This window comes from Neisseria sp. HMSC069H12 (genome assembly GCF_001812735.1).
Classification (GTDB): domain Bacteria; phylum Pseudomonadota; class Gammaproteobacteria; order Burkholderiales; family Neisseriaceae; genus Neisseria; species Neisseria subflava.
In genome coordinates this window covers 77,438-100,411 of the sequence record NZ_KV810246.1, presented here as the reverse complement: position 1 = coordinate 100,411, position 22,974 = coordinate 77,438, and the positions used below count along the sequence as shown (strand labels likewise).

Annotated in this window: 26 protein-coding genes; 12 read left to right on the top strand and 14 right to left on the bottom strand. The window is 45.5% G+C overall.

Translation table 11 applies throughout. From position 1 onward, the window contains the following. Positions 1 to 3 precede the first annotated feature (3 nt). On the bottom strand, positions 4 to 1,011 hold the full coding sequence (locus tag HMPREF2872_RS02825; RefSeq protein WP_070631052.1) for a ubiquinone anaerobic biosynthesis protein UbiU: 1,008 nt from the start codon (positions 1,009 to 1,011) through the stop codon (positions 4 to 6). Between the two features lie 455 nt (positions 1,012 to 1,466). Between HMPREF2872_RS02825 and HMPREF2872_RS02820 the strand changes: the two genes are divergently transcribed. Both HMPREF2872_RS02820 and HMPREF2872_RS02815 read left to right on the top strand, forming a co-directional pair. Beyond that, positions 1,467 to 2,120: a DUF1287 domain-containing protein gene (locus HMPREF2872_RS02820; protein WP_070631050.1), complete on the top strand. Its 654-nt coding sequence runs from the start codon at positions 1,467 to 1,469 to the stop codon at positions 2,118 to 2,120. 372 nt (positions 2,121 to 2,492) lie between these two features. After that, positions 2,493 to 2,951: a phosphatase PAP2 family protein gene (locus HMPREF2872_RS02815; protein WP_283118970.1), complete on the top strand. Its 459-nt coding sequence runs from the start codon at positions 2,493 to 2,495 to the stop codon at positions 2,949 to 2,951. A gap of 120 nt (positions 2,952 to 3,071) precedes the next feature. Here the strand turns inward: HMPREF2872_RS02815 and HMPREF2872_RS11215 are convergent, their stop codons facing one another. The 5 genes from HMPREF2872_RS11215 to lon all read right to left on the bottom strand — a co-directional run bounded on the left by HMPREF2872_RS11215 (position 3,072) and on the right by lon (position 8,623). Continuing rightward, positions 3,072 to 3,200, bottom strand: coding sequence for a FeoB-associated Cys-rich membrane protein (locus HMPREF2872_RS11215; RefSeq protein ID WP_082156001.1), 129 nt, complete (start codon positions 3,198 to 3,200; stop codon positions 3,072 to 3,074). Continuing rightward, positions 3,197 to 5,065 carry a ferrous iron transporter B gene (locus HMPREF2872_RS02810; protein ID WP_049352309.1) on the bottom strand — a complete coding sequence of 623 codons (1,869 nt, stop codon included), beginning with the start codon at positions 5,063 to 5,065 and terminating at the stop codon, positions 3,197 to 3,199. The genes HMPREF2872_RS11215 and HMPREF2872_RS02810 overlap by 4 nt, the downstream gene beginning before the upstream one ends. A 27-nt stretch (positions 5,066 to 5,092) precedes the next feature. Next, positions 5,093 to 5,362 carry a FeoA family protein gene (locus HMPREF2872_RS02805; protein ID WP_049349822.1) on the bottom strand — a complete coding sequence of 90 codons (270 nt, stop codon included), beginning with the start codon at positions 5,360 to 5,362 and terminating at the stop codon, positions 5,093 to 5,095. A gap of 346 nt (positions 5,363 to 5,708) precedes the next feature. Beyond that, on the bottom strand, positions 5,709 to 5,978 hold the full coding sequence (locus HMPREF2872_RS02800; RefSeq protein WP_003683413.1) for an HU family DNA-binding protein: 270 nt from the start codon (positions 5,976 to 5,978) through the stop codon (positions 5,709 to 5,711). A gap of 185 nt (positions 5,979 to 6,163) precedes the next feature. Beyond that, complete coding sequence (gene lon, locus HMPREF2872_RS02795; protein WP_070631048.1) at positions 6,164 to 8,623, bottom strand: endopeptidase La; 2,460 nt, start codon at positions 8,621 to 8,623, stop codon at positions 6,164 to 6,166. Between the two features lie 219 nt (positions 8,624 to 8,842). On the opposite strand from lon, the gene HMPREF2872_RS02790 reads away from it, so the two are divergent. The 7 genes from HMPREF2872_RS02790 (at position 8,843) to HMPREF2872_RS02760 (ending at position 14,432) form a co-directional block, all read left to right on the top strand. Beyond that, positions 8,843 to 9,118, top strand: coding sequence for an HP0495 family protein (locus HMPREF2872_RS02790; protein WP_003683543.1), 276 nt, complete (start codon positions 8,843 to 8,845; stop codon positions 9,116 to 9,118). After that, on the top strand, positions 9,118 to 9,720 hold the full coding sequence (gene lipB, locus HMPREF2872_RS02785; RefSeq protein ID WP_070631046.1) for a lipoyl(octanoyl) transferase LipB: 603 nt from the start codon (positions 9,118 to 9,120) through the stop codon (positions 9,718 to 9,720). The genes HMPREF2872_RS02790 and lipB overlap by 1 nt, the downstream gene beginning before the upstream one ends. A 129-nt stretch (positions 9,721 to 9,849) precedes the next feature. After that, positions 9,850 to 10,833 carry a lipoyl synthase gene (lipA, locus tag HMPREF2872_RS02780; protein WP_003683323.1) on the top strand — a complete coding sequence of 328 codons (984 nt, stop codon included), beginning with the start codon at positions 9,850 to 9,852 and terminating at the stop codon, positions 10,831 to 10,833. A gap of 400 nt (positions 10,834 to 11,233) precedes the next feature. Beyond that, on the top strand, positions 11,234 to 11,809 hold the full coding sequence (locus HMPREF2872_RS02775; RefSeq protein WP_283118969.1) for a hypothetical protein: 576 nt from the start codon (positions 11,234 to 11,236) through the stop codon (positions 11,807 to 11,809). Beyond that, on the top strand, positions 11,806 to 13,065 hold the full coding sequence (locus tag HMPREF2872_RS02770; protein WP_070631042.1) for a hypothetical protein: 1,260 nt from the start codon (positions 11,806 to 11,808) through the stop codon (positions 13,063 to 13,065). Before HMPREF2872_RS02775 ends, HMPREF2872_RS02770 begins: the two co-directional genes overlap by 4 nt. Before the next feature lie 9 nt (positions 13,066 to 13,074). Further along, the gene (locus HMPREF2872_RS02765; RefSeq protein WP_070631041.1) at positions 13,075 to 13,599 is read left to right on the top strand and encodes a hypothetical protein; all 525 of its coding nucleotides are present in this window, start codon (positions 13,075 to 13,077) and stop codon (positions 13,597 to 13,599) included. A gap of 302 nt (positions 13,600 to 13,901) precedes the next feature. Beyond that, positions 13,902 to 14,432 carry a hypothetical protein gene (locus tag HMPREF2872_RS02760; RefSeq protein WP_070631038.1) on the top strand — a complete coding sequence of 177 codons (531 nt, stop codon included), beginning with the start codon at positions 13,902 to 13,904 and terminating at the stop codon, positions 14,430 to 14,432. 193 nt (positions 14,433 to 14,625) lie between these two features. Here the strand turns inward: HMPREF2872_RS02760 and hemB are convergent, their stop codons facing one another. From hemB to ybaK, 5 genes are all read right to left on the bottom strand, one after another. Next, complete coding sequence (hemB, locus tag HMPREF2872_RS02755; RefSeq protein ID WP_070631034.1) at positions 14,626 to 15,627, bottom strand: porphobilinogen synthase; 1,002 nt, start codon at positions 15,625 to 15,627, stop codon at positions 14,626 to 14,628. 32 nt (positions 15,628 to 15,659) lie between these two features. Continuing rightward, a complete protein-coding gene (locus HMPREF2872_RS02750; RefSeq protein WP_070631032.1) occupies positions 15,660 to 16,370 on the bottom strand; it encodes a DUF6973 domain-containing protein in 711 nt (236 codons plus the stop codon). A 161-nt stretch (positions 16,371 to 16,531) separates the two neighbouring features. After that, complete coding sequence (locus HMPREF2872_RS02745) at positions 16,532 to 17,404, bottom strand: DMT family transporter (RefSeq protein ID WP_070631030.1); 873 nt, start codon at positions 17,402 to 17,404, stop codon at positions 16,532 to 16,534. 3 nt (positions 17,405 to 17,407) lie between these two features. Beyond that, positions 17,408 to 18,070, bottom strand: coding sequence for a DnaJ domain-containing protein (locus HMPREF2872_RS02740; protein WP_070631028.1), 663 nt, complete (start codon positions 18,068 to 18,070; stop codon positions 17,408 to 17,410). Between the two features lie 15 nt (positions 18,071 to 18,085). Beyond that, a complete protein-coding gene (gene ybaK / locus HMPREF2872_RS02735; RefSeq protein WP_036490736.1) occupies positions 18,086 to 18,571 on the bottom strand; it encodes a Cys-tRNA(Pro) deacylase in 486 nt (161 codons plus the stop codon). Positions 18,572 to 18,670: 99 nt separating this feature from the next. Between ybaK and HMPREF2872_RS02730 the strand changes: the two genes are divergently transcribed. The 3 genes from HMPREF2872_RS02730 to HMPREF2872_RS02720 all read left to right on the top strand — a co-directional run bounded on the left by HMPREF2872_RS02730 (position 18,671) and on the right by HMPREF2872_RS02720 (position 20,760). Then, entirely contained in the window at positions 18,671 to 19,024 is a 354-nt protein-coding gene (locus tag HMPREF2872_RS02730; protein ID WP_003683286.1) for a RidA family protein, read from the top strand. Between the two features lie 128 nt (positions 19,025 to 19,152). After that, entirely contained in the window at positions 19,153 to 20,112 is a 960-nt protein-coding gene (gene ttcA / locus HMPREF2872_RS02725; protein ID WP_070631026.1) for a tRNA 2-thiocytidine(32) synthetase TtcA, read from the top strand. 159 nt (positions 20,113 to 20,271) lie between these two features. Beyond that, positions 20,272 to 20,760 (top strand): DUF456 domain-containing protein, encoded by a 489-nt coding sequence (locus tag HMPREF2872_RS02720; RefSeq protein ID WP_036472395.1) that lies wholly within the window; start codon positions 20,272 to 20,274, stop codon positions 20,758 to 20,760. Between the two features lie 61 nt (positions 20,761 to 20,821). On the opposite strand, the gene HMPREF2872_RS02715 is transcribed toward HMPREF2872_RS02720, so the two are convergent. The 3 genes from HMPREF2872_RS02715 to HMPREF2872_RS02705 form a co-directional block, all read right to left on the bottom strand. Beyond that, positions 20,822 to 21,481, bottom strand: a complete 660-nt coding sequence (locus HMPREF2872_RS02715; RefSeq protein WP_049352331.1) for a YecA family protein — start codon at positions 21,479 to 21,481, stop codon at positions 20,822 to 20,824. 43 nt (positions 21,482 to 21,524) lie between these two features. After that, positions 21,525 to 22,307, bottom strand: a complete 783-nt coding sequence (locus HMPREF2872_RS02710; protein ID WP_036472392.1) for a TrmH family RNA methyltransferase — start codon at positions 22,305 to 22,307, stop codon at positions 21,525 to 21,527. Between the two features lie 118 nt (positions 22,308 to 22,425). After that, positions 22,426 to 22,974, bottom strand: coding sequence for a sigma-E factor negative regulatory protein (locus tag HMPREF2872_RS02705; RefSeq protein WP_049329600.1), 549 nt, complete (start codon positions 22,972 to 22,974; stop codon positions 22,426 to 22,428).

Below are 22,974 nucleotides of genomic sequence, written 5' to 3'. Positions count from 1 at the left end.
CCCTTATTTCCACGGACGGCTGTATGCGCCCAAGGTCGTCTGATGCCCTTCCGAAACCTTGCTCAGCGCGTTGTTCCACACCGGATTGACTTTGAAATGAGCCGGATCGGCAGCGGCCGCGTCCAAAGCCTGCCGCAGCGATTTGGTAACCTGCGCCGTGTACATCGGGCTGCGCTGGCGGCCTTCGATTTTAATGGCGGATACACCGATTTTGATGAGTTCGGGCAACATTTCCAAAACATTCAGGCTGGTCGGCTCTTCCAGCGCGTAATAGGTTTCGTCATTGACTTCAAAACGGCCTTTGCACAGTGTTGGATAGCCTGCCGGTTCGTTCGGTTTGTACTGGTCGATTAACACCTGGTTCAACCGCACGTTCATGCGGTCGGGCAGCTGCTCCCAACGCACCGCCTTCGCCGGTGAACACACGCCCTGCATATTCGGTGATTCGCCCGTCGCATAACTCGACAAAATGCAGCGCCCTTCTACCATCACACACAAACTGCCGAAACCGAACACTTCGATTTCCACATCCGTATTGTCAATCACATGCTTGACCTGATCGACCGTTAAAACGCGCGGCAACACGGCACGGCGGACGCCGAACAGTTCCTTCATCATATTGATGGCTTCGTAATTGGTCGCCGAACCCTGCACCGACATGTGCAGCCTCAAATTAGGATGACGCTCGGCGGCATAAGCCATAATCGCAGGGTCGGCAACGATTATCGCGTCCGCCCCCAGTTGCACCGCCGTATCGACAGCCCGATGCCACCGCTCGATTTGCCCCGCCTGGGCAAAAGTATTGATTGCCATCAACACATTGCGGCCGCGCGCATGGGCGTAAGCTACCCCTTCCTGCGCCGATTTCATATCGAAATTCAGTCCCGGAAAATTGCGCGCATTCGTCGCATCTTTCAGCCCCATATAAACTGTGTCAGCGCCATTGTCCACCGCCGTCTTCAAAGCAGGCAGATTACCGGCAGGACAAACCAACTCAGGGATTTTCGGCATTTTGCGTTCCTCGACTCTTGTAGTTTGTTATTCGAAAATCAATATCTAATATGATTTCGGGTATTTTAGAGATTTGGACACAAGACATTATGATTTAAATCAACTGTGAAATCAGGTTTGGATAGCGTATGTTTTAGTTAACATAATTTAACCATATAAAATATCAAGTTAATCAGCGGGTTATCTTTTCTAGCTTGATAATATGAGAATAGTTATTATCTATTAAATTTATAGATTTTTACAATAAAAGGTCGTCTGAAACCTGTTTCAGACGACCTTTTATCATGTACCAATTTAAAATCTATATTTACGAAAAACGTTTTAGTAATACCCAAATAACACTCATCTATTATTTACCCATACATACTTGCTAAAGACCATTTTTCCATTATGCATTGCCAACCCACCCAAAAATTTGATAATAATGCAAACAACATCTAAGCCGTGTATATATCATGAAACACAAAACAGCCTTTAAGCCCATAGTTATCAGTATTGTGCTTTCTATCCTTCTGATTACAACAGCTGTATTTTTTGCCCGTCATCACAACTCTATCCCAAGTATTAATACCGATTTCCTACAACAAGAGATTACCGAACCCGAAGAACCATCTCCGCAAATTGTCCAATCTGCACGAAATCAAATTGGTAAAACCCTTCGTTACGACCCGGCTTACACGAAGCTCACTTATCCGATGGGCGATGTGCCGATGGAAAAAGGCGTTTGTACAGACGTGGTCATCCGTGCATTGCGTGAGCAAAATATAGATTTGCAAGAGCTTGTTCATCAAGAAATGAGCCGTAACTTTTCCGTCTATCCTAAACGCTGGGGTTTGAAACAACCTGATACCAATATCGACCACCGCCGTGCCTCTAACCTAATGACTTATTTCACGCGTCAAGGCTGGGCCGTTCAAGATACAAACTATCAAGCTGGCGATATTGTAACTTGGGAACTAAAAGGCAACCGTCCCCATATCGGCATTGTCTCCGATCGAAAAATCGGCGACAGGCCACTGATTATCCATAATATCGGTTCGGGAACCCGTGAAGACGATGTCCTCAACCGCTACACCATTACCGGACATTTCATACTTCCCGTTCAATAAATCATGAGACTACTGAAAGATTCACTTCAATATCATACCTAATCTGTAATTTTGCGCTTTTTTTACAATCCACCTTTCGAGGTCGTCTGAAACCATAGATGGAATAACCATCCGACAAAATATTAGAGACAGTGCGACATATTCCATATCACTGATATATATGATAGTGTGATGAACTTTTACGATTTTAATTATATTGGAATCATGGATGGAGAAAATTGGTAAGTGGATAAGCTATCGAAACTAAAGATTAAATATACAATTTTTATATCAATATTTTTTATCGTTTTTTAAAAGGGAGCTGAGTTTTATACATATACAGTCGATAATGTGCCTTCATATTTTATAGACTGGGAAAGGAATATTCCTTTCTTGCCCATATTTATGTTGCCTTATATGACGCCACCGTTTTTCTTCTTGGTCACTATATTTTTGGAAAAGAACGAAAGCAGTCTGAAATTACTGATAAAAAGAGCAACCTTTTTAATCGGAGTTTCTACTGCTCTATTTGTAATATCTCCTATGAAATTTTATTTTCCCAAGCCTGAAGTCGATAACCAAATTTTAAAATCCTTCTTTTATATTTTGGGAAAATTGGACAGTAGTTTTAATCAACGCCCGTCATTACATGTGAGTTTCGCTTTTCTTTCGGCTGAGGTTTATTGTAGAGAATTCAAATCCAAATTCTTAAAATCATTTTTTGGTATCTGGGGATTTTTACTCGCTATTTCGGTCTTATTTGTCTATCAGCACCATTTGATTGATTTCGTAGGGGGAACATTGATATTTTTAATCACTTGCATCATTTTCCCAAGAAAAAAGACAGTTTAAGCGTTTTGTCACAGAATCTTAGAAAACCCTACAACAACGATTGAACCATAGTTCAAACATACAAAAAGGCCGTCTGAAACCATTTCAGACGGCCTTTTACTTTTACCTAACCCTCTTTATTTAACCGCAACCGCCGCATTTGCCGCAGCCGCTGCTGCAGTCGCGTTTTTTCGGTTTGAACACGAATTTTCGCAAGAGGAAGAATACGCAGGTGAGCATAATCAAGCCGACGATAATATATTGAGTCATGACGATAGTATCCTTGAAGAAATTTGGTAAACCACGAATGCGGCAAAATAAGCCATCAGGAACAAATAGCCTGTAATCATAAGCATATTTTTCGTGGATTTGGTTTCGCGTCTAATCACGGTCAAAGTCGCGGCACACATCGGAGCATACACATACCAAGCCAAGAAAGCAAAGGCAGTCGGCAAGCCCCAGTTGTTGTGTACGATAGGAATCAGTGCGTTTTGTACCGCATCTTCAGACGACGCGCTGACGGCGTAAACGGTACCCAAAGCGGCGACAACTACTTCACGCGCGGCAATACCCGGAATCATGGCGATACACATTTCCCAAGTAAAGCCCAAAGGTGCAAACAACGGCTGAATAGCATGACCAAGCGTACCTGCCAAGCTGTAATCGATGGCTGCACCGGTTGCGCCTTCAGGCGGTTGCGGCCAGCTTACCAAGCCCCACAGAACCACGGCCAACGCAAAAATGATGGTACCCGCGCGTTTCAGGAAGGCTTTCACCCTATCCCACAGGCTGGTCATGATGTGTTTAAAGTTAGGCGTACGGAAAGTCGGCAATTCCATCAAGAGTGGGAATTGTTGCACGTTGCCTTTCATTCGCGCCAAGCGTTTCATGATATATGCCGCTAATGCAGCCGACAGGATGCCTGCGATATAAAGAATAAACAGTGTCAGGCCTTGCAGGTTGAAAATACCACCCACTGTACGGTCAGGAATGACGGCGGCGATAATCAGCGCATATACCGGCAAACGTGCGGAACAAGTCAGCAACGGCGCAACCGCAATGGTAACAAGGCGTTCGCGCGGGTCGTTAATGGTTCGCGCCGACATCACGGCAGGAACGGCACAGGCAAAGCTGGACAAAAGGGGAATAAACGAACGGCCGGACAAACCGCTTTTCGCCATGATGTTATCCAACAGGAAGGCTGCACGCGGCAGATAGCCCGAGTCTTCCAAAAGCAGGATAAAGGCAAACAAAATCGTAATCTGAGGCAGGAACACCAACACGCTGCCCAAACCGGCAATGACGCCGTTGACGAGCAAGTCGTTGAGGATGCCCGGCTCCATGTTGGCGCCTATCCATTCGCCCAGCGCGGCAAAGCCGCCTTCGATGGCATCCATAATCGGTGCCGCCCAAGTGTAAACCGCTTGGAACACCATAAACAGGATCACCAGCAGCATAATCATGCCCCAAACGGGGTGCAGCACGATGTCGTCGAGTTTTTTGTGCCATGCGGGCAGCGTCATCTGGGTGCGTACCACTTGTGCTAAAATCGATTCGACTTCTTGATAAAGTTTGTCGCTATCCAGCGCATCGAGCGTGCGTTCGGCAGAGGCGGGGTTTGCGGGGAAAGAGCGTTTGCGCGGCAGCTTCGCCACGGCTTCGCGTACAGCCTGTACGCCCGACGCGCTCACTGCAACTGTTTCCAAAACAGGTGCATCCAACAACTCGCTCAGTTTGGCCGCGTCGATATTCAAGCCCCTTTTGCGGGCCACGTCGCTCAAATTCAGCGACACCACCATAGGCAGTCCCAGCGTTTTCAGTTCCAAAATCATGCGCAGGGTCATACGCAGGTTGGTCGCGTCGGCAACGGCAATAATGGCATCGGGCGGAATGCCCATCTTGCCTACCATTACATCTTTCGCCACCGCTTCGTCAGGGCTGGTCGTGCGTAGGCTGTATGTGCCCGGCAGGTCGATAATGCGGACGGCCTCGTCGTCGAGGAAGGCGCCCTCGCGCTTATCGACAGTTACGCCCGGATAATTGGCAACCTTGGCATGTGAGCCGGTCAAACCGTTGAACAAAACGGTTTTGCCGCAGTTTGGCGCGCCAATCAAGGCAAAATAGCTTAGTTCCATCATTTTTCCTTATTCTTTCAGATGGCCTTAAACGGCCTCAACGATACGACACATAATCTTCCCGGCCTCTTCCAAACGCAGGGAGAATTGGGATTGGTTACCCAAACGTACCGCAAACGGGCCTCTCCCAAAACCACCCACTGCAATCACTTGCAACGGCATTCCGCTGGAAAAACCCAAATCCGAAAGACGACGGGTTACCAAGGTATCCAAATCACCAAAAACAGGGTTGGGAGCAATGGAATCAATATGTACGACTGCGCCTTTTTTAAGGCTTGATAAAGGAATGGTAGACATAAGCCTCTCTTTTCATTTGTTTTAAAATCAGATTATTGAAAAAATGTGAGAAGTATGACGAGTGCGTGGCACATTTGAAAGATTGGTTATGAATGGCTATTTGCCCCTTCTTTCGATAAGTGCGGTTTGTTTTGAATACTGTGTTTCCGTTAATGATAAGGTATATCAATATAAAAATCAAATGTAACAAGATAAACTAAAAAGGCTGAAATCCTTTTATCATTAGGATTTCAGCCTTTTTATGCACTCAACAAACTAAAGGCCGTCTGAAAGGTTTCAGACGGCCTTCAAAATAAAAAACCGAATCAAATCGGTTTTTTATTCCCATTCAGGGAAAGACTCTAAATTACAGAGCGTCTTTCAATGCTTTACCGGCACGGAATTTAGGAGTTTTAGCAGCAGCAATAGTCAAAGGCTCGCCAGTTTTAGGGTTGCGGCCTTGACGTTCGGCGCGTTCGCCGACGTAGAAAGTACCGAAACCGACCAGAGTAACAGTGTCGCCGTTTTTCAACGCGTTGGTTACGGCATTAGTAGTAGCATCCAAAGCTTTTTGCGCAGCAGATTTGGAAATGCCGGCTTCTTGAGCAATTGCTTCGATCAATTCAGACTTGTTCACAATTAGTCCCTTCCTATCGTAAAAAATGATGAAATGCCCGAATACTCGGGGCTTAAGCACTTTTAAAGCACATACGCACTTTATAGCAATTCTGAAATTATCATGTCAAGTAAAAGATGTGGAATTACCCTATTTTTGTGGCATTCAGGGCAAAACCACATTTTTTGCAACATCAGACGGCCAACTTAATGCTTGGTTGCTTTTGTTCTTGACTTCGCCTTAGAAGTTTGCGGGGTCTCGGCAACCGCCAATTCAGCCGCCCATTGCTCAGGCTGAGTTTCCAAGCCCAAAGCCAACACTTCATCAATCCATTTGACCGGATGAATGGTCAGACCGGTTTTGACATTTTCAGGGATTTCTTCCAAATCTTTGACGTTGTCTTTTGGAATCAATACATGCTTGATCCCGCCGCGCAAAGCAGCCAGCAGTTTTTCTTTCAAACCGCCGATAGGCAAAACTTCGCCACGCAAAGTGATTTCGCCGGTCATCGCCACGTCTGCACGCACCGGAATTTTGGTGAAGGCAGAAACCATCGCCAAAGTCATGGCGATACCTGCGCTCGGACCGTCTTTCGGCGTCGCACCTTCAGGCACATGGACGTGAATGTCTTTTTTCTCGTAAAAATCAGGAGCCAAACCCACTGACTCAGCACGGGAACGGACAACCGACCATGCAGCCGATACCGATTCTTTCATGACATCGCCCAGTTGGCCGGTACATTGAATCGTACCTTTGCCCGGCAAAGCAACCGCCTCAACAGTCAACAACTCACCACCGACTTCGGTCCAAGCCAAACCGGTTACCTGGCCGATACGGTTTTCGCTTTCAGCCACACCATAGTCGAAACGGCGCACGCCCAGATAGTCATGCAGATTTTTCTCAGTAACTTTAATCGCTTTAGGCTTGGCCTTGCTTACTGTTTTGGATTTGGACGCTTTTTTCTTGTCCTCATTCAAAGTAACCTGCATTACCACTTTGCGGCAGATTTTGGCAATTTCGCGATCCAACGAGCGGACACCGGCCTCGCGGGTGTAGTAACGGATAATATCGCGCACTGCACTCTCATCAACCACCAACTCGCCCTCTTTCACTCCATTGCGCTTCATTTGTTTCGGCACAAGGTATTGCATGGCAATATTGATTTTTTCGTCTTCCGTATAACCGGACAGACGGATGATTTCCATACGGTCAAGCAGCGGAGTCGGGATATTCAAGCTGTTTGAAGTGGCAATAAACATCACATCGCTCAAATCATAATCGACTTCGGCATAGTGGTCGGCAAACTTGTTGTTCTGCTCAGGATCCAACACCTCAAGCAATGCACTGGCCGGATCGCCGCGGAAATCGCTACCCATCTTGTCGATTTCATCAAGCAGGAATAATGGATTTTTCACACCTGCTTTCACCATGTTTTGCAGGATTTTGCCCGGCATAGAGCCGATATAAGTACGGCGGTGGCCGCGGATTTCGCTTTCATCACGCACGCCGCCCAAGGCCATACGCACATATTGGCGGCCTGTGGCTTTGGCAATCGATTCACCCAAGGAAGTTTTACCCACACCCGGAGGGCCAACCAGACACAAAATCGGGCCTTTGAGCTTGTCCATACGTTTTTGAACGGCCAAATATTCCAAAATGCGCTCTTTGACTTTTTCCAAACCATAGTGATCGGCATTCAAAATCAAATCAGCCTTGGCAATATCTTTGCTGACACGGGATTTTTTCTTCCACGGCAACTCAAGCAAAGTATCGATATAGTTGCGCACGACGGTCGATTCCGCAGACATCGGCGGCATCATTTTCAGTTTTTTCAATTCAGACAGACATTTTTCTTCAGCATCTTTGCTCATGCCTGCTTCTTTGATTTTGTTCTCCAGCGCATCCAGTTCGCCGCGCTCGTCTTCTTCGCCCAACTCTTTCTGAATCGCTTTCACTTGCTCATTTAAGTAATACTCGCGTTGGGATTTTTCCATTTGACGTTTCACGCGGCCACGGATGCGCTTCTCAACCTGCATGATGTCGAGTTCGGCTTCCAACTGCGCCAGCAGAAATTCCAAACGGTCAACAATGCCGGCAATCTCCAATACATATTGACGTTGCTCCAATTTCAGCTGCAAATGCGCGGCAATGGTATCTGCAAGGCGGCTGTTGTCATCAATACTGCTGATGGTGCTGATGACTTCGGCAGGGATTTTTTTGTTCAACTTCGCATATTGCTCAAATTGAGTCAGCAGAGTACGGCGCAAGGCCTCAATTTCAGGATTGTCCTTGTCGCTATTCTCATCAATCGCCTCAACATGGGACAAAAACAATCCGCCTGTTTCATCAACCGTCAATGCACGCGCACGACGGATACCTTCTACCAATACTTTAACCGTACCGTCAGGCAGCTTCAAAACCTGCAAAACTTGGGCGACCGTACCGGTCTGGTGCAAATCTTCAGCTTTAGGGTCTTCTGTATTAGGGTCAAGCTGGGCCAACAGGAAAACCGGATCATCATTGGCCATTGCCGCCTCAAGGGCCGCAATCGATTTAGGACGACCGACGAACAGCGGCAATACCATATGCGGATACACCACGACATCGCGTAAAGGCAAGGTAGCCAGCGCACTGTATTCCTCGAAATATTTGTCTTTTGTCGGCATAGTTAGAAATCTCAATCATTGTTAAATCAGAATGTAGCTCAAAATTGGGCTGAAGCGCTGCATTTCAAGACTTGAAAACAGCTTATCCGCACCTATTTTCGAAAACATCATTTTTAATTTTAATAGCCCGATATGGACGTTTACGATAAAATATATCGGATTTCGGGCCGTCTGAAAACTTTTCAGACGGCCCTAGTAAACCAAACAAGGCAGTAAACCATGACAGACTCAACTGAAAAAAAATCACTGATTGAATTCCCCTGCACTTTCCCCTTGAAAGTTATGGGCGTAGTTCATCCCGAATTTGAATCCGCCATCTTGGAAACCGTGCGCAAACACGCTCCCGATACCGAGCCGCACCACATCACTACGCGCCCAAGCAGCAAAGGCAACTACACCGGCGCAACCGTCAAAGTAAATGTCGACAACCAAGAGCAGCTCGACAATATCTACCGCGACCTGACTTCACACGAATTGGTAAAAGTGGTGCTGTAATGAAAATCGTGCACAAAGGCTTGGTCGATTACCTGCCGACTTTCGAAGCCATGAAGGCATTTAATGCCTCGCGTGACGAAAATACCGAAGACGAATTATGGGTGGTCGAACATCCGCCCGTATTTACCCAAGGCTTGGCCGGTAAGCCCGAACACCTCCTCATCCGCGACGATATTCCCGTTGTCCAAATTGACAGAGGCGGTCAAATTACCTATCACGGTCCCGGTCAACTGGTCGTCTATACGATGATCAATTTCAAACGCCGTAAAACCAGCGTCCGCCATATTGTTTCCGCACTTGAAAACAGCATCATCGCCACCTTGGCAGAATATGGCATCGAAGCAACCGCCGACCCCAAACGTCCCGGCGTTTACGTCGGCGAGCGTAAAATCGCTTCCCTTGGCCTGCGTATTAAAGACGGCTCCGTTTACCACGGCTTGGCCCTCAACGTGAACATGGATTTAAGTCCGTTTACCCATATCAACCCCTGCGGTTATGCCGGTATGGAAATGACCCAAATTGCCGACTATGTCTCTCCGGCACCCAGTTTGGCAGAAGTTTCAGACAAACTGACCAAGCATTTACAAAAAGAGCTGGCATAAGGCCGTCTGAAAATATTCAGCTCCAACGCCATCCTTTAACAGCCCCTCTGAACCCACAAGCCCTTAGGCCATAAAGGCCGCAATCAGCTTTTCAGACGGCCTTTATAACGACAGAAAGAACACATCACCATGAGTGAAGAAGTAAAAAACGACCCCAAACGCGGCATCAAACTGAAAGGCGCAGACAAAACTGCACGTATTCCGATTAAAGTTGTTCCATTGGAACAAAAATTGAAAAAGCCTGAATGGATTCGCGCCAAATTACCAGGCAAGAAATTCTTTGAAATCAAAAATATTCTTCGCGAACAAAAAATGCATACTGTGTGCGAAGAAGCATCTTGTCCAAATATCAGCGAATGCTTTACCAAAGGTACGGCCACATTCATGATTATGGGTGATATTTGTACCCGCCGCTGCCCGTTCTGCGACGTTGGTCATGGCCGCCCCAATATGTTGGATCCCGACGAACCTAAACACTTGGCCGAATCCGTCAAATCCATGAACCTGCGCTATGTCGTGATCACTTCCGTCGACCGTGACGACCTGCGTGATGGTGGCGCACAACATTTCGCCGACTGCATTAAAGCCATCCGCGAAACCAGTCCGAATACCAAAATCGAAATCCTCGTTCCCGATTTCCGCGGCCGTCTAGACATCGCACTGGAAATCTTGGCAGAAACACCGCCCGACGTGATGAACCACAACTTGGAAACCCATCCAAGCCTGTATAAAAAAGCCCGTCCGGGTGCCAACTACCAACACTCCCTCGAGCTTCTGCGCCGCTACAAAGAAATGATGCCCCATATCCCAACCAAGTCCGGCATCATGGTCGGCTTGGGCGAAACAGACGAGGACGTGCGCGAAATCATGCGCGATATGCGTGCCAACAATATCGAGATGATTACCATCGGCCAATATCTGCAACCTTCAGACGGCCACTTGCCCGTCTTGCGCTATGTAACGCCTGACCAATTTAAAGTTTTTGAAAAAGAAGCATACGAATTGGGCTTTACCAATGCCGCCATCGGCGCAATGGTTCGTTCCAGCTACCACGCAGACGAACAAGCAGCCGAAGCTTTGCGTGAGACCCATGGCGGGTGTAGCCACCACTAAGATGTAAATATTTGATACCTTTATAAAACAGCCTTTTCCTATCAATAACCGGAACTCAAACATTTTTGGGCTATTGATAGGAAAAGGCTGTTTTATAAAGGTATCAGCATTTTATCTATACTCGATAAACCTATTATTATAAATAAGTGTGGCCACAAAACAATAATTTCCTATCAAAGGCTTCTTAAAAATACCTTCTCCCAACAATAAAGAAATGTCCAAAATGATTAATATGTTGATTCACTAGTTTATTCGTGTAAAATAAAAAGCCATCTGCACCAGTCTTCGGACTATCCCTCTATTCTAATAGGATAACCTAATGAAACCGATGACCGTATTATTGACTGCAACCCTACTTTCAATTTCCAGTATAAGTGCTTGTAGTAATTCGGAGAACAATATGAGTATTCAACAAGAGACAGAAGCCAAATTTCATTTAAATCCTCAGCCTAAGCAGGCATACCGCCTCAAGATTAAAATCAATGATGCGCCAGGCCCCTTAAAACTCATGGGAAAGATGGGCGTTGGCTATAAAGCTGAGGATTGCACATATATCATCAATAAAATTGAAGGAGCTCCCGCCCATCCTGAAAAAAATGTGCAGTTTGATATCCATCAAATCAATGAGTTTGAATATGAATCCATTGTATATGCAGATGCTGTTTTAAATGAAGATTACTTTGGCAACGGAGTTTGTCACTGGAACCCTGAAGGATTTGGTTTTTCACTATCAGCAACGGGTAAACCGGAAGAAACTAGATTCAATTTTAGCGATATATTGGAAAAGCTACTGAGTAAAAAAACACTAACACAATATTTCTCAACACGACCATATCCTTTTTCAAAAAAAGAAGACGGTACCATTTATATTGATGATCCTACTCATTACGGCATAACACCCTCAGAGCTATATAATCCAGATCAAGACAAAGAAAAATTCAGCATTACCGTTTCTTTAGAGGAAATTCAACCATGAGTGAAATTACTAGACAACAACATGCCGATTTGGCTGTAGATGCTTATATCACACGCTCCGTTACCAAAGGAAATGAAACTATTAGAATCGGAGGTAATGAATATAAAGTAGCTGCTGTATGGAATAATCCGAAAACTGGATATTATGGTGCTGTATATCAAGATGTCCGTACCAATGACTTTATCGCTGCCCATCGAGGAACCTTAATCAGTCTTAATGATTTGAGTGATGTGTATACAGACTTAAAAATGGTTACCCGGAGTATGAATAATCAATCAGCCGATGCAGAAAAACTAACACGCATGGCTATTTCAAAAGCAGAAGAGTTTCATCGTAATCGCCCATATCTACCCAAACCTTCTGTTACTCATACCGGACACTCACTCGGTGGGACACACGTTCAAATTCAAACATACCGCTTTGGCCATGAAGGAGTGACCTTTAATGCGTATGGCGCTGTCCGTATGCATGGTGTACGACAGGGTAATGGTGATGTGATCAATTACGTTAAAGCTGCAGATGCCGTTTCTGCTGCTAATCCGCATTACGGTAAAGTTATTATTCTAGCCGAACAAGACGACCTTGCCCCTTTAAAAAAATCTGACTATAACAATAACAGCAATACGTCTGCTTACCATGCGGTGACTGCAGCAGCAAGATCATATAAAGCTCATTCATCTGATCATTTTGTGGGTAAAGATTCGATCCTTTCTGAACATAATTACACTCGTGCTCGCCAACTAGCGGAAGCAAATAAATTTATGATTTCAGACTATCGAGGTGATGTAGCTACCGCAAAAACTTTATTTGCTGCAGCCAGTTTTGCGAATGCCAATCTTTTCGAAAAAATGAAAATCATACGTAACATGACAGAAAAATTTGATAGAGATCAGGAAAAGATTAAGGAGTTTATTAATAGTGCGCCTACTCCAAAATCTATATTCGATAGTCGGTCAATGCATCTTATGCAAGATAAGGGTAAACATCCTCATAGCGATAAAACTATTTATGCTGATGCAAATAAACTTGATCTTAGCAAACCTTTAGCTTCAAATGCTTCCTCTAAAGAATTCCGTGAATACGGTTTTGCAGCATTATTAGCAGACGACAAAACAATGCAACATTCGCTAGACAGTCTACTTGCTTCCAACATTAATCGAGGTTTACAACAAAATACGGAAAAAATGTTTCAGGAGCAGGAAAGTATGAGATTGGCTGAAGAGCAATCAAGGGCTTCAGGTATATCCCGAAGCTAAGGAAAGCATATGGATCTGGACCAAAAAATTGATTATCTGACTGATAATATTATTGCTTTAGCTGGGCAAACGGAAAAGCGGGCAAAAAATGCTGAACTATTAATTTCACAAGCATTCCAAGAATTGAATACAGCAACTACCAATTTGAACCACTCAGCAGATACTATTAAGCAAACAGCCGCAGAAGAAGTACATCGTGGTTTAAATCAGTCAGTAGATAAATTTACCGAAAGGATGGAGACAAGTGGAAGATGGTTGCTCGAAAATTCTCGTGAAATTGAAAAACAGCAGCAGCAATCAGCTAAAAATTTAAAATATTTGGTAATAGCATCAATCACTCTATTTTGCCTAACTGCTCTATTATGTTTAGGTACAATAGTTTATTCTATTCAACTGGCTAATACCCAGATAAAACGTATAGAATGGGTTGAGGAAATTAATAAAGCTATTGACAATGGTAAACTGATGCGATGTGGAGAGGATGGAGGTATTTGCACCAGAATAAAAGGTAAGTCAATCCGATTGGATCAATAAGTCTATGCCTGGGCAAAAACTCTACCCAACAGCTGAGATCCAAATACAGGATTTCAGCTGTTTTTGTTCCAAATCTCCCCTTTATTTCCCCTTTTCCTCCTTGAATATTCGATAATTGGACATTCGGATCACCTTCTAGGCTACTTAGTCTGAAAAATCAGTAGGCTATTTTTCAGACGACCTTTATTTGGTCAAAATTACTATACAAGATTTTTTTAGATTTTCAAAAAATAAACCTTAGTCAGGCTCTAAAGAAAACTAAAAATTCAATCCACCGATATTTATAATGAATAGAGAAAAAAATGGGATTTATCCTTTTCCTCCTAATGGGTCTATGCTTAGTTGCAGCTGTCATTGCCTTTATCAGGCTTGCTGGATTCTACTCTAAGAAGCAGCTTGGAAAACAAGTTATTTTCTATGGTGTATTACTATTCATATTCCTACAGACCTTTATTTTTTTGAAATACGTCCGCATAAAAGAATATTGGGCATTTGATCCACTATTTACACAAATGAATTATCTATTTTTTAAACCATTTGTGCTTTCACTAGTTATCGTTCCTCTTGAGTTTGAGAAACTATCCAAATTAAGCAAAATCGTCCTATCCGGCGTGATATGCGGTGCTGCTTTTTACTACTTGGCGTTCCCACCTTTCATGACATTACTGTATTTCATTATTGCTGTGGCTTTGGCTTTTTCAAAAACTCAATATGCTCAATTTTTAAATAAGATTATTTTGATAAGCATCGTATCTTCCTTAATACTATCCTTCGTTACCATGCCGTTACTTGAAAACGTATTGGAAGCCTTAGGTACCAGACGATATTATTAAAAACAAACTATCAATTTCAAATTGCATAAATTGAAATTCAGTAGCTTAAATCTCAATAAATATCTTAATAACTATTACATCTGTCCGTGTTAAGGCCGTCTGAAATATAATGATTGAGCCAATCTTAAGTAATACAAAAAAGCGGCAAAACAGAATAAACACTGTTTGCCGCTTTTTGATTTATTTCTTTATTTTACTTCTTCAACAATTTTGCCGCTTCAATCGCATAGTAAGTCAAAATGCCATCGGCGCCGGCGCGTTTGAATGCCAATAAGCTTTCCAAAATGGTTTTTTCGCCATCAAGCCAACCGTTTTGAATGGCTGCCTGAAGCATGGCATATTCGCCGGAAACTTGGTAAGCATAAGTCGGTACGCCGAACTCATCTTTAACTCGACGGACGACATCAAGATACGGCAGACCCGGTTTTACCATTACCATATCTGCGCCCTCTTGAATATCCAATGCTACTTCGTGCAAGGCTTCGTTAGTGTTTGCAGGATCCATTTGGTAGGTTTTCTTGTCTGCCTTACCCAAATTGCCGGAGCTGCCGACAGCGTCGCGGAATGGGCCGTAGAATGCTGAAGCATATTTTGCAGAATATGCCATGATGCGTGTATGGATATGTCCGGCATCTTCCAAAGCTTCGCGAATGGCAAGAATACGCCCGTCCATCATATCTGATGGGGCAATGACTTGTGCGCCCGCATCAGCATGACACAAAGCCTGTTTTACTAAAACTTCAATGGTTTCATCGTTGAGGACATAGCCATTTTCATCGGTTAAACCGTCTTGGCCGTGAATGGTATAAGGGTCCAAGGCAACGTCGGTCATGATACCCAGCTCTGGGAATTTCTCGCGCAGTGTTCGTACTACTGTCGGTACCAAGCCTTCAGGGTTATAAGCTTCCTCCGCAAGCTCGGTTTTGTTTTGTGTTACCACGGGAAACAAAGCCAGCATAGGAATACCGAGATTCAGTGCCTCTTCAGCAGTAAACAACAATTTGTCCAAACTTTGGCGTTTGACGCCGGGCATGGATGGGACTACCTCTTCCTGATTCTGACCTTCCAATACAAAAACCGGATAGATCAAATCATCTGCCGTCAAAGTATGCTCGCGCATCAGGCGACGTGAAAAATCGTCTTTACGCATACGGCGCATACGGGTGTTTGAGACATAACGCGGAGGGAAATTCATAATAATTGCCTTTAAATGATGAAGTCTTAAAATCAGTCTTCGACTTGACGCATGGCCTTAACCGAACGCTTGATTTCGTTGAGTGTATCGGTTTTATAACCGCTACGTTCCTGTTCGGTCATGCCGTTTTGATCCAATTTGGCGATATTTTTCAATGCCTCGGCATACTGGCCGTCTGAAAGTTTTTCCTGTTTGATATGCCAACGGTTTTTCACTTCGGAAGCCGTCCACAAGCCTACTTTGTTGTAGTAGAACAAAATGCTTGCCGCCAGCGTTTTCATATCGCTGTCAGGCTTGGCACTGCCGATACTGCGGCCGATACGGTTGTTGCGTTGATCGACCGCTTGGTCGGCAAGGTAGCGGCTGAAGTAGTCGTCTTTACCTTCACGCAACTCCATATCCGTCAGACGCGCATTACCTGCTTTTTCTGCAATAATGCTGTCGAATTTGGAAGCAATCGCCGCCTGCCACAATGCTTGACGTACAGCATTGACCTGTGTTCCCCTGCTGTCGCCGTTTGCTTTATCGTCCAGACCTGAACGCTCGGCAAAACGTGCCGCATTGCTGGTCATATTGATTAAACCTTCGTCTTCCATGCCGATAACTTGGGCGGCTACGGGATGGTTCAGCGCGAATTGAGCCATTTTGCTACGGCGGCTTTGATCTTCCTGATAAGATTGACAACCGGACAATACCAGCATGCCGAGAACGGCGCATTGAATGTGTTTTTTAATATGTTTCATGATGTAACTATCGATATTATTGTGTGAGTTCAACTTCTTTGTTTAACATAGAAACGCCCGTAAGCGTAAAATAATTTCCATACGGCCAAATCGGCGCATGAATGGCTATTTTATAATAAAAATAAGGCTGTCTGAAAACTTTCAGACGGCCTGAGTATTTTTTAACCTAGCAAGCTGCGAATCTGCGGCCAGTAAAACAGGCAGGCTATCGAGCAAATAGCAATGCTGATACCGGCTGCATTAATGCTGCTGATTTTTTCCTTAAATATTGCTGCACCAATCAGCGTACCCAAAACAATCACGCCAATATTCATACCGGCAAATACCAAGGTCGGATTATCTTTCATGATTTGGTGTGCCGTAATATAAGTCACGATGTTCAAGAAGTTCAAACAGCCCAAAACCATACCACCTAAGATACCCTCTTTGGTCCATTTGCTTCCTTTGGCAAACAGGTAGCCAAACATCAAGATACCGGCCAAACAAAACGCCACCAGCAAATTACCGGCAAACGCGGTACCGCTTTTGGCTACTTGTTTGAACAAAATATCAATGATGCCATAGCCGCACCAAACGCCTAAAAGCAGCATCACTTGCGTGCTGAAGCCGCCGGATTTCATGCCGCCATCGCTTTTCCAAAGTAAGAAAAACAGTGCCGTAAATGCCAATACCAAACCAATCAGACGGCCTTCGGTCAGTTGCTCATGAAACAACGTAAACGAAGCAACAATGGGTAAAAACAGCGAGAGGCGTTGCGCCGCATCTGATTTGACGATACCTGCCGCATCTACGGATTTACCCATAATGACAAATACGGTTGGCAGCAAAATGCCCAAGGCCGCAAAAAGCCACCACGTCGGTAAAAATACCTGCGGATTGCTCAAATCAGGCTTTAACACCAGCATGGTCAAAGTGACGGCAACGATGTAGTTCACCGCCACCGCCTGCTCGATATTGATTTTTTGCTTGCGCGCCACTTTCAGCAATACGGACACCAACACGCTGCAAACGATACTTGCCAATAAATATGCCATGCTTTAGAACCATCCTTGAGTGGAGACGGGCTTATCTTCATTCAGTTTAATCAGTCCGATGACTACACGGTAAATAAACCAAATGGCAGTCACCAACAGAATCAACCAACCAATTAAGATAAGTATAGTTAATCGTCCTAAAAGCAGACCAATCAAAGACACCCAAAATGTCTTAATCAGCCAATCAATATGGCTGGCGTAAATACTGCCTTGTGCTTCATCGCGCTTGATAAACGCCAAAATCACACCGATTACGGGTGTAAACAAAATCAACAGACCCAAGGCGTATGTCACATAAGCAATAAAAACATAGTTTTTCACTTCGGAATTGGACGTATTGACCACATTCGCCGCCGTATTATTGCTCTCTATATTATTGCTCTCTATATTATTGCTCTCTGTATTATAGTTTGCCGTATGATTGGCCGCCGTATCATTGAAGCTGTTGTCTTTGACTCCCTGACGCTCGTACTGCATAGCCGCATCATAAGCCAGACGTTTTTCCGGATGAGACAATACTTCAAACGCCTGTCCGATGGCTTTAAACCGCTCCGCATCTTTCTGAATATCCGGATTGGCCACCAATTTGCCGTAAGCCTCGCGGATAACGTTGATATCAGCATCCTGAGACACGCCCAAAACTTCGTATAAATTTACTTGTTCCATCTATATTCCCCTCCTTTATGCGTCCACTGCAACATGAACATTTTGCGGATTGAGCGTCCGCAGGTTTTCAGGCTTCATGCCCACGATAAACCCACGTTTGCCGCCATTGATAAAAATCTCGTCCAAAGCCCAAATACTTTCTTCCACATAAACCGGCAAAGCGGTTTTCATACCGAACGGTGATGTACCGCCGACCAAATATCCAGTCCATTTCGCCGCCTGATCCGCTGTTGCCGGCTCGATGTGTTTCAAGCCTAGCTCACGCGCCAGATTTCGGGTGGAAATATGTTTGTCGCCATGCATTAAAACAACCAAGCCTTTTTTATGCTCATCCTGCAAAACGATCGTTTTGATGACTTGATGCTCGGGCTTGCCCGCACATTCGGCAAAACGCGCCGTACCGCCATGTTCTTCATATGCGTAAACATAAGGGACAAAATCGATTTTCTTACTGCGTAAAAAGCGTACTGCCTGCGTAACCGGATATTCTGCTTTACTCATGGGTTGTTTCCCGCCATCCTTTTCAGACGGCCCCTCTTAAATGTGGAACGTAAACAGTCGCAATGTTACCATACCTTCTTTTTGAAATCAGGAGACAACATGGACATCCGCTATCTTGGTGCAAGCAAACGCTATTCGGAAGCCGTCGTAGCTAACGGCTTGGTTTTCCTCTCCGGCATGGTTCCCGAAAATCCTGAAGCCGATGCCAAAGCGCAAACTGAAAATGTTTTGGCGCAAATCGATTCATGGCTCGCACAATGCCAATCCGACAAAGCCCATATTTTAGAAGCCACCATCTATCTGCCCGATATGAACGACTACGCCGCTATGAACGAAGCCTGGGATGCATGGACAGCCCCCGAACGCGCTCCGGCCCGCGCCTGCGTGGAGGCGAAACTGGCTTCTCCCGACTGGAAGGTTGAAATCAAAATTACCGCCCTTCAAATCAAATAAAGAGCAAATATCAGGCCGTCTGAAAACGCCGCTTCAACCAAGCAAGCGCAGTTTTTCAGACGACCTTTATTCTTTTGCGGTACAATACCGCCCTTAAATTTTTCTATTATTTCAAAGCACAAACAGCCATGTCCAAAAAAACCAAGCAAGAATTAGAAAACAACAAACTCAGCAAACGCCTGCGCCACGCCGTCGGCGATGCCATTAACGATTTCAAAATGATCGAGCCGGGCGACAAAATCATGGTCTGCCTCTCAGGCGGCAAAGACAGCTACGCCCTTTTAGACATTCTGTGCCAGCTTCAAGCCAGCGCGCCGATTGATTTTGAACTGGTCGCCGTCAATCTCGACCAAAAACAGCCGGGCTTCCCTGAAGAAGTATTGCCGACCTATCTCGAAAGCATCGGCGTTCCCTACAAAATCGTTGAAGAAGACACTTATTCCACCGTCAAGCGCGTATTGGAAGAAGGTAAAACGACTTGTTCACTGTGCAGCCGTTTGCGCCGAGGCATCCTCTATCGCACTGCAAAAGAATTGGGCTGCACCAAAATCGCCTTGGGACACCACCGCGACGACATCCTCGCCACTATGTTCCTGAATATGTTTTACGGCGGCAAACTCAAAGCCATGCCGCCCAAACTGGTAAGCGACAACGGCGAACACATCGTCATCCGTCCTCTCGCGTATGTCAAAGAGAAGGACTTGATTAAATACGCCGAGCTGAAGCAATTCCCAATTATCCCATGCAACCTCTGCGGCTCTCAGCCCAACCTGCAACGCCAAGTCATCGGCGATATGTTGCGCGACTGGGACAAACGCTTCCCCGGCCGTATCGAGTCTATGTTCTCCGCTCTACAAAACGTCGTTCCATCGCATTTGGCCGATACCGAACTTTTCGACTTTGTCGGCTTGGAACGCGGTCAAAGCCTGAAACACGGCGGCGACTTGGCGTTTGACAGCGAAAAAATGCCGGAACGTTTCTCCGACGGCAGCGAAGAAGACGAAAGCGAAATTAAAATCGAACCGCAAAAAACCGAACGCAAAGTCATCAATATTTTGGCAAACAAACCCAAAACCTGCGGTATGTAACCGCGTTTAGACATTCAGACGGCCTTTCGGTAGCTATTGACTGAAAGGCCGTCTGAATATTTAGGCATATTTTCATTTTCTTGCATAAACCTTTATCGCAATCCGGCAAAACGCCCTCATAATACCGCCGTTATCCACCCCTCCATCAAAAGGAAAACCATGACCACCATTCTGATTATCCTCGGTTTAATCGCCATTGTTGTCGGCATTTTAGGCACTATTTACCCTGCCTTGCCCGGACTGGGTTTGATGTTTGGCGGCGCATGGCTGTTGGGTTATGCCGGCGATTATCAAGTGTTTGGCTCGGGTACGCTGACCTTTTTGGCCATTGTTGCCGTATTCGGTACTGCAATGGATTATGTGGCGGGTGCATTGGGTGCAAAATATACCGGCGCAAGTAAAACCGCGGTTTGGGGTGCATTTATCGGCGGCATCGTCGGCGCATTCTTCTCTATTCCCGGCTTGTTGCTCGGCCCGTTGACCGGAGCGGCCATCGGCGAATTTATTGCACGCAAAGACACTTGGCAGGCAGGCAAAGTCGGTATCGGTACGTTTATCGGCTTCATCATCGGTACCGTAGCCAAAATCGGCTGCGCATTGACCATCGCACTGACCATCCTGTTTGTTTGGTTAGCCTCATTCTTCTAAATAAAAAATATTAAAGGCCGTCTGAATTTCAAGTATTCAGACGGCCTTTTTATTTCATTGGTTATTTGCCGCAGCAAGCTTTGTACTTTTTACCGCTGCCACACGGGCAAGGATCGTTACGCCCCACTTTTTCGCCTTCACGGCGTACGGTTTGCGGCTTATTGATGATGGCCTGCCAGTACCAGTAAATATCCAGCAGGACATGTGGCAAATCAGATTCCAGCTGGGTCAGCTCTTTTTCATTCAGATGCAAGATGACTTCGCCGTTTTCCTCATCATCATAGATACCACCCAAAGCCATAATCGGATAGAACAAATCTTCAAATTCTTCCTGTTCGACTGCTTCAAACCAATCGGTAGGCACAATATCCAGTGCATAAAGGTAGGCATTACACCAAGTGTAGAAATCCGGATTACCGGCTTCATCTTCATAAAACCACAGATCAGGCAGGATTTTTTCGTTGAGCTTCATGCGCATATCGGCGGCCATTGCCATGACCAAACGTTCGATTTCGGTGCGCTCTTTGGCATCAAACAAAGATTCCTCACCCAAAATCTCTGGCAGCCAGTTGGTCGGATTCAAAGCATCCGGACCGCTCAATAAAGCCATCATAAAACCTTGAACCTCATCACAACGCATGGTGTTATGGGCTTCAGATTTATCATCCAGCAATTCCATCAAGCGGCTGCGTGCCGCTTCATCAAAAGTCAGTATTTGCATTTTTGTTCCTTAAAATAAAATCGTATTATTGTTTTCAGACGGCCTAGGCATGGATACGTTGCCGCATTTGTTCAAACAGACAAACCGTTGCCGCCATCGCGACATTCAAGGATTCGGTTTGCCCCAACATGGGGATTTTGACACAGGCATCAGCCTTCTCTTTTACCGTTTCGCTCACGCCGCTGCCTTCGTTGCCAAACACCCAAGCACAAGATTGACTGAGGTCCATCTCATACAAACCGATATTGCGACCGCCCAAGGCAGTTGCCCAAATTTGATGCTGATACGTTTCCATCCAAGCGGATAATTCCACTCGATTGAAAATAGACAGCAGAAAATGCGCACCCATCCCCGCTCGCAACACTTTGGGCGACCAGATATCCACGGAATCATTGCCGCACACGATTTGCCTGATTCCGGCTGCCGCCGCGCTGCGCAAAATCGTGCCTGCATTGCCGGGGTCTTGTACCCGCTCCAATACTACGCAATCGCCGTCTGAAGGCAAACCTGCCTGCTGCGGAATATCAATCCAAGTCATCACATCATCGGCATCGGTCAGACTGGTGATTTTAGACAGTGCTTCGTTACCGACCCAAGTAATCAATCCCTCGTCCAACTGCGCCGTAATTTCTTGAATTTCAAGATGTTGCTGTTTCTTTTCAGGCAAGTAAACCTGTTTGGGCGTACCGCCGCTTTGCAAATAAGTTTGCAGCAGATGTACGCCTTCCAATACGGTTTCACCGCTTTCACGCCTTGCTTTGGCCTGCGTCAGTAGACGGAATAAATGTTTGAGCTGTTCGTTTTGAGCAGAGGTAATCAGTTTCATGGTGCGCATTATAACTGTTTTAACTTCCTTGAAGCTATGCTTTCAGACGGCCTGACGGTTTCACTTCGAAAATAAAAAACCCTTGCAATGAAGCAAGGGTTTTACATGATTTCATTTTTTACTGCACAACAGTCTGCTGCTCATTTTGCTGCTCGGTACGGACAGTCGGACGGTTTTCAAGTTTGCCGTCTTTTGCCGCATTCGGCACAACAGTTTCGCCAGGCTCGGAAGCTGCTTTATCACTAGGCGTACCGCTTACCGGAATAATATCTTGGGCAGGCTGAACATTAGACTTCTCTGCAACCGGCATAGCGTCACGAGAAGTTTGCGGTGTAAATTGCCATACTGCAACAGCAATCGCACACACGCTGGCAGCAGCCGCGAAGAATTTGAAGAAGCCGCTATTGGCCGCTTCATGCTGAGCATATTTTTCCTGTTTGCCTTCAGCCTCGGTTTGAGGCACTATAAATGCTTTGCTTTGCATGGTTTCACCTGCAACACTCGCCGCAGCACCCTGACGGATACAGTCGCCGATAATGTGGTACTCATGCCAAGCGCGCAAGGCCTCCTCGTCTGCCAATACGGCATCCAGCATCTCATCAGTCAATGCTTCACCGTCCATCAATGCAGACACATACTCCAATGCTTTATTTGTTTTGTCATTCAT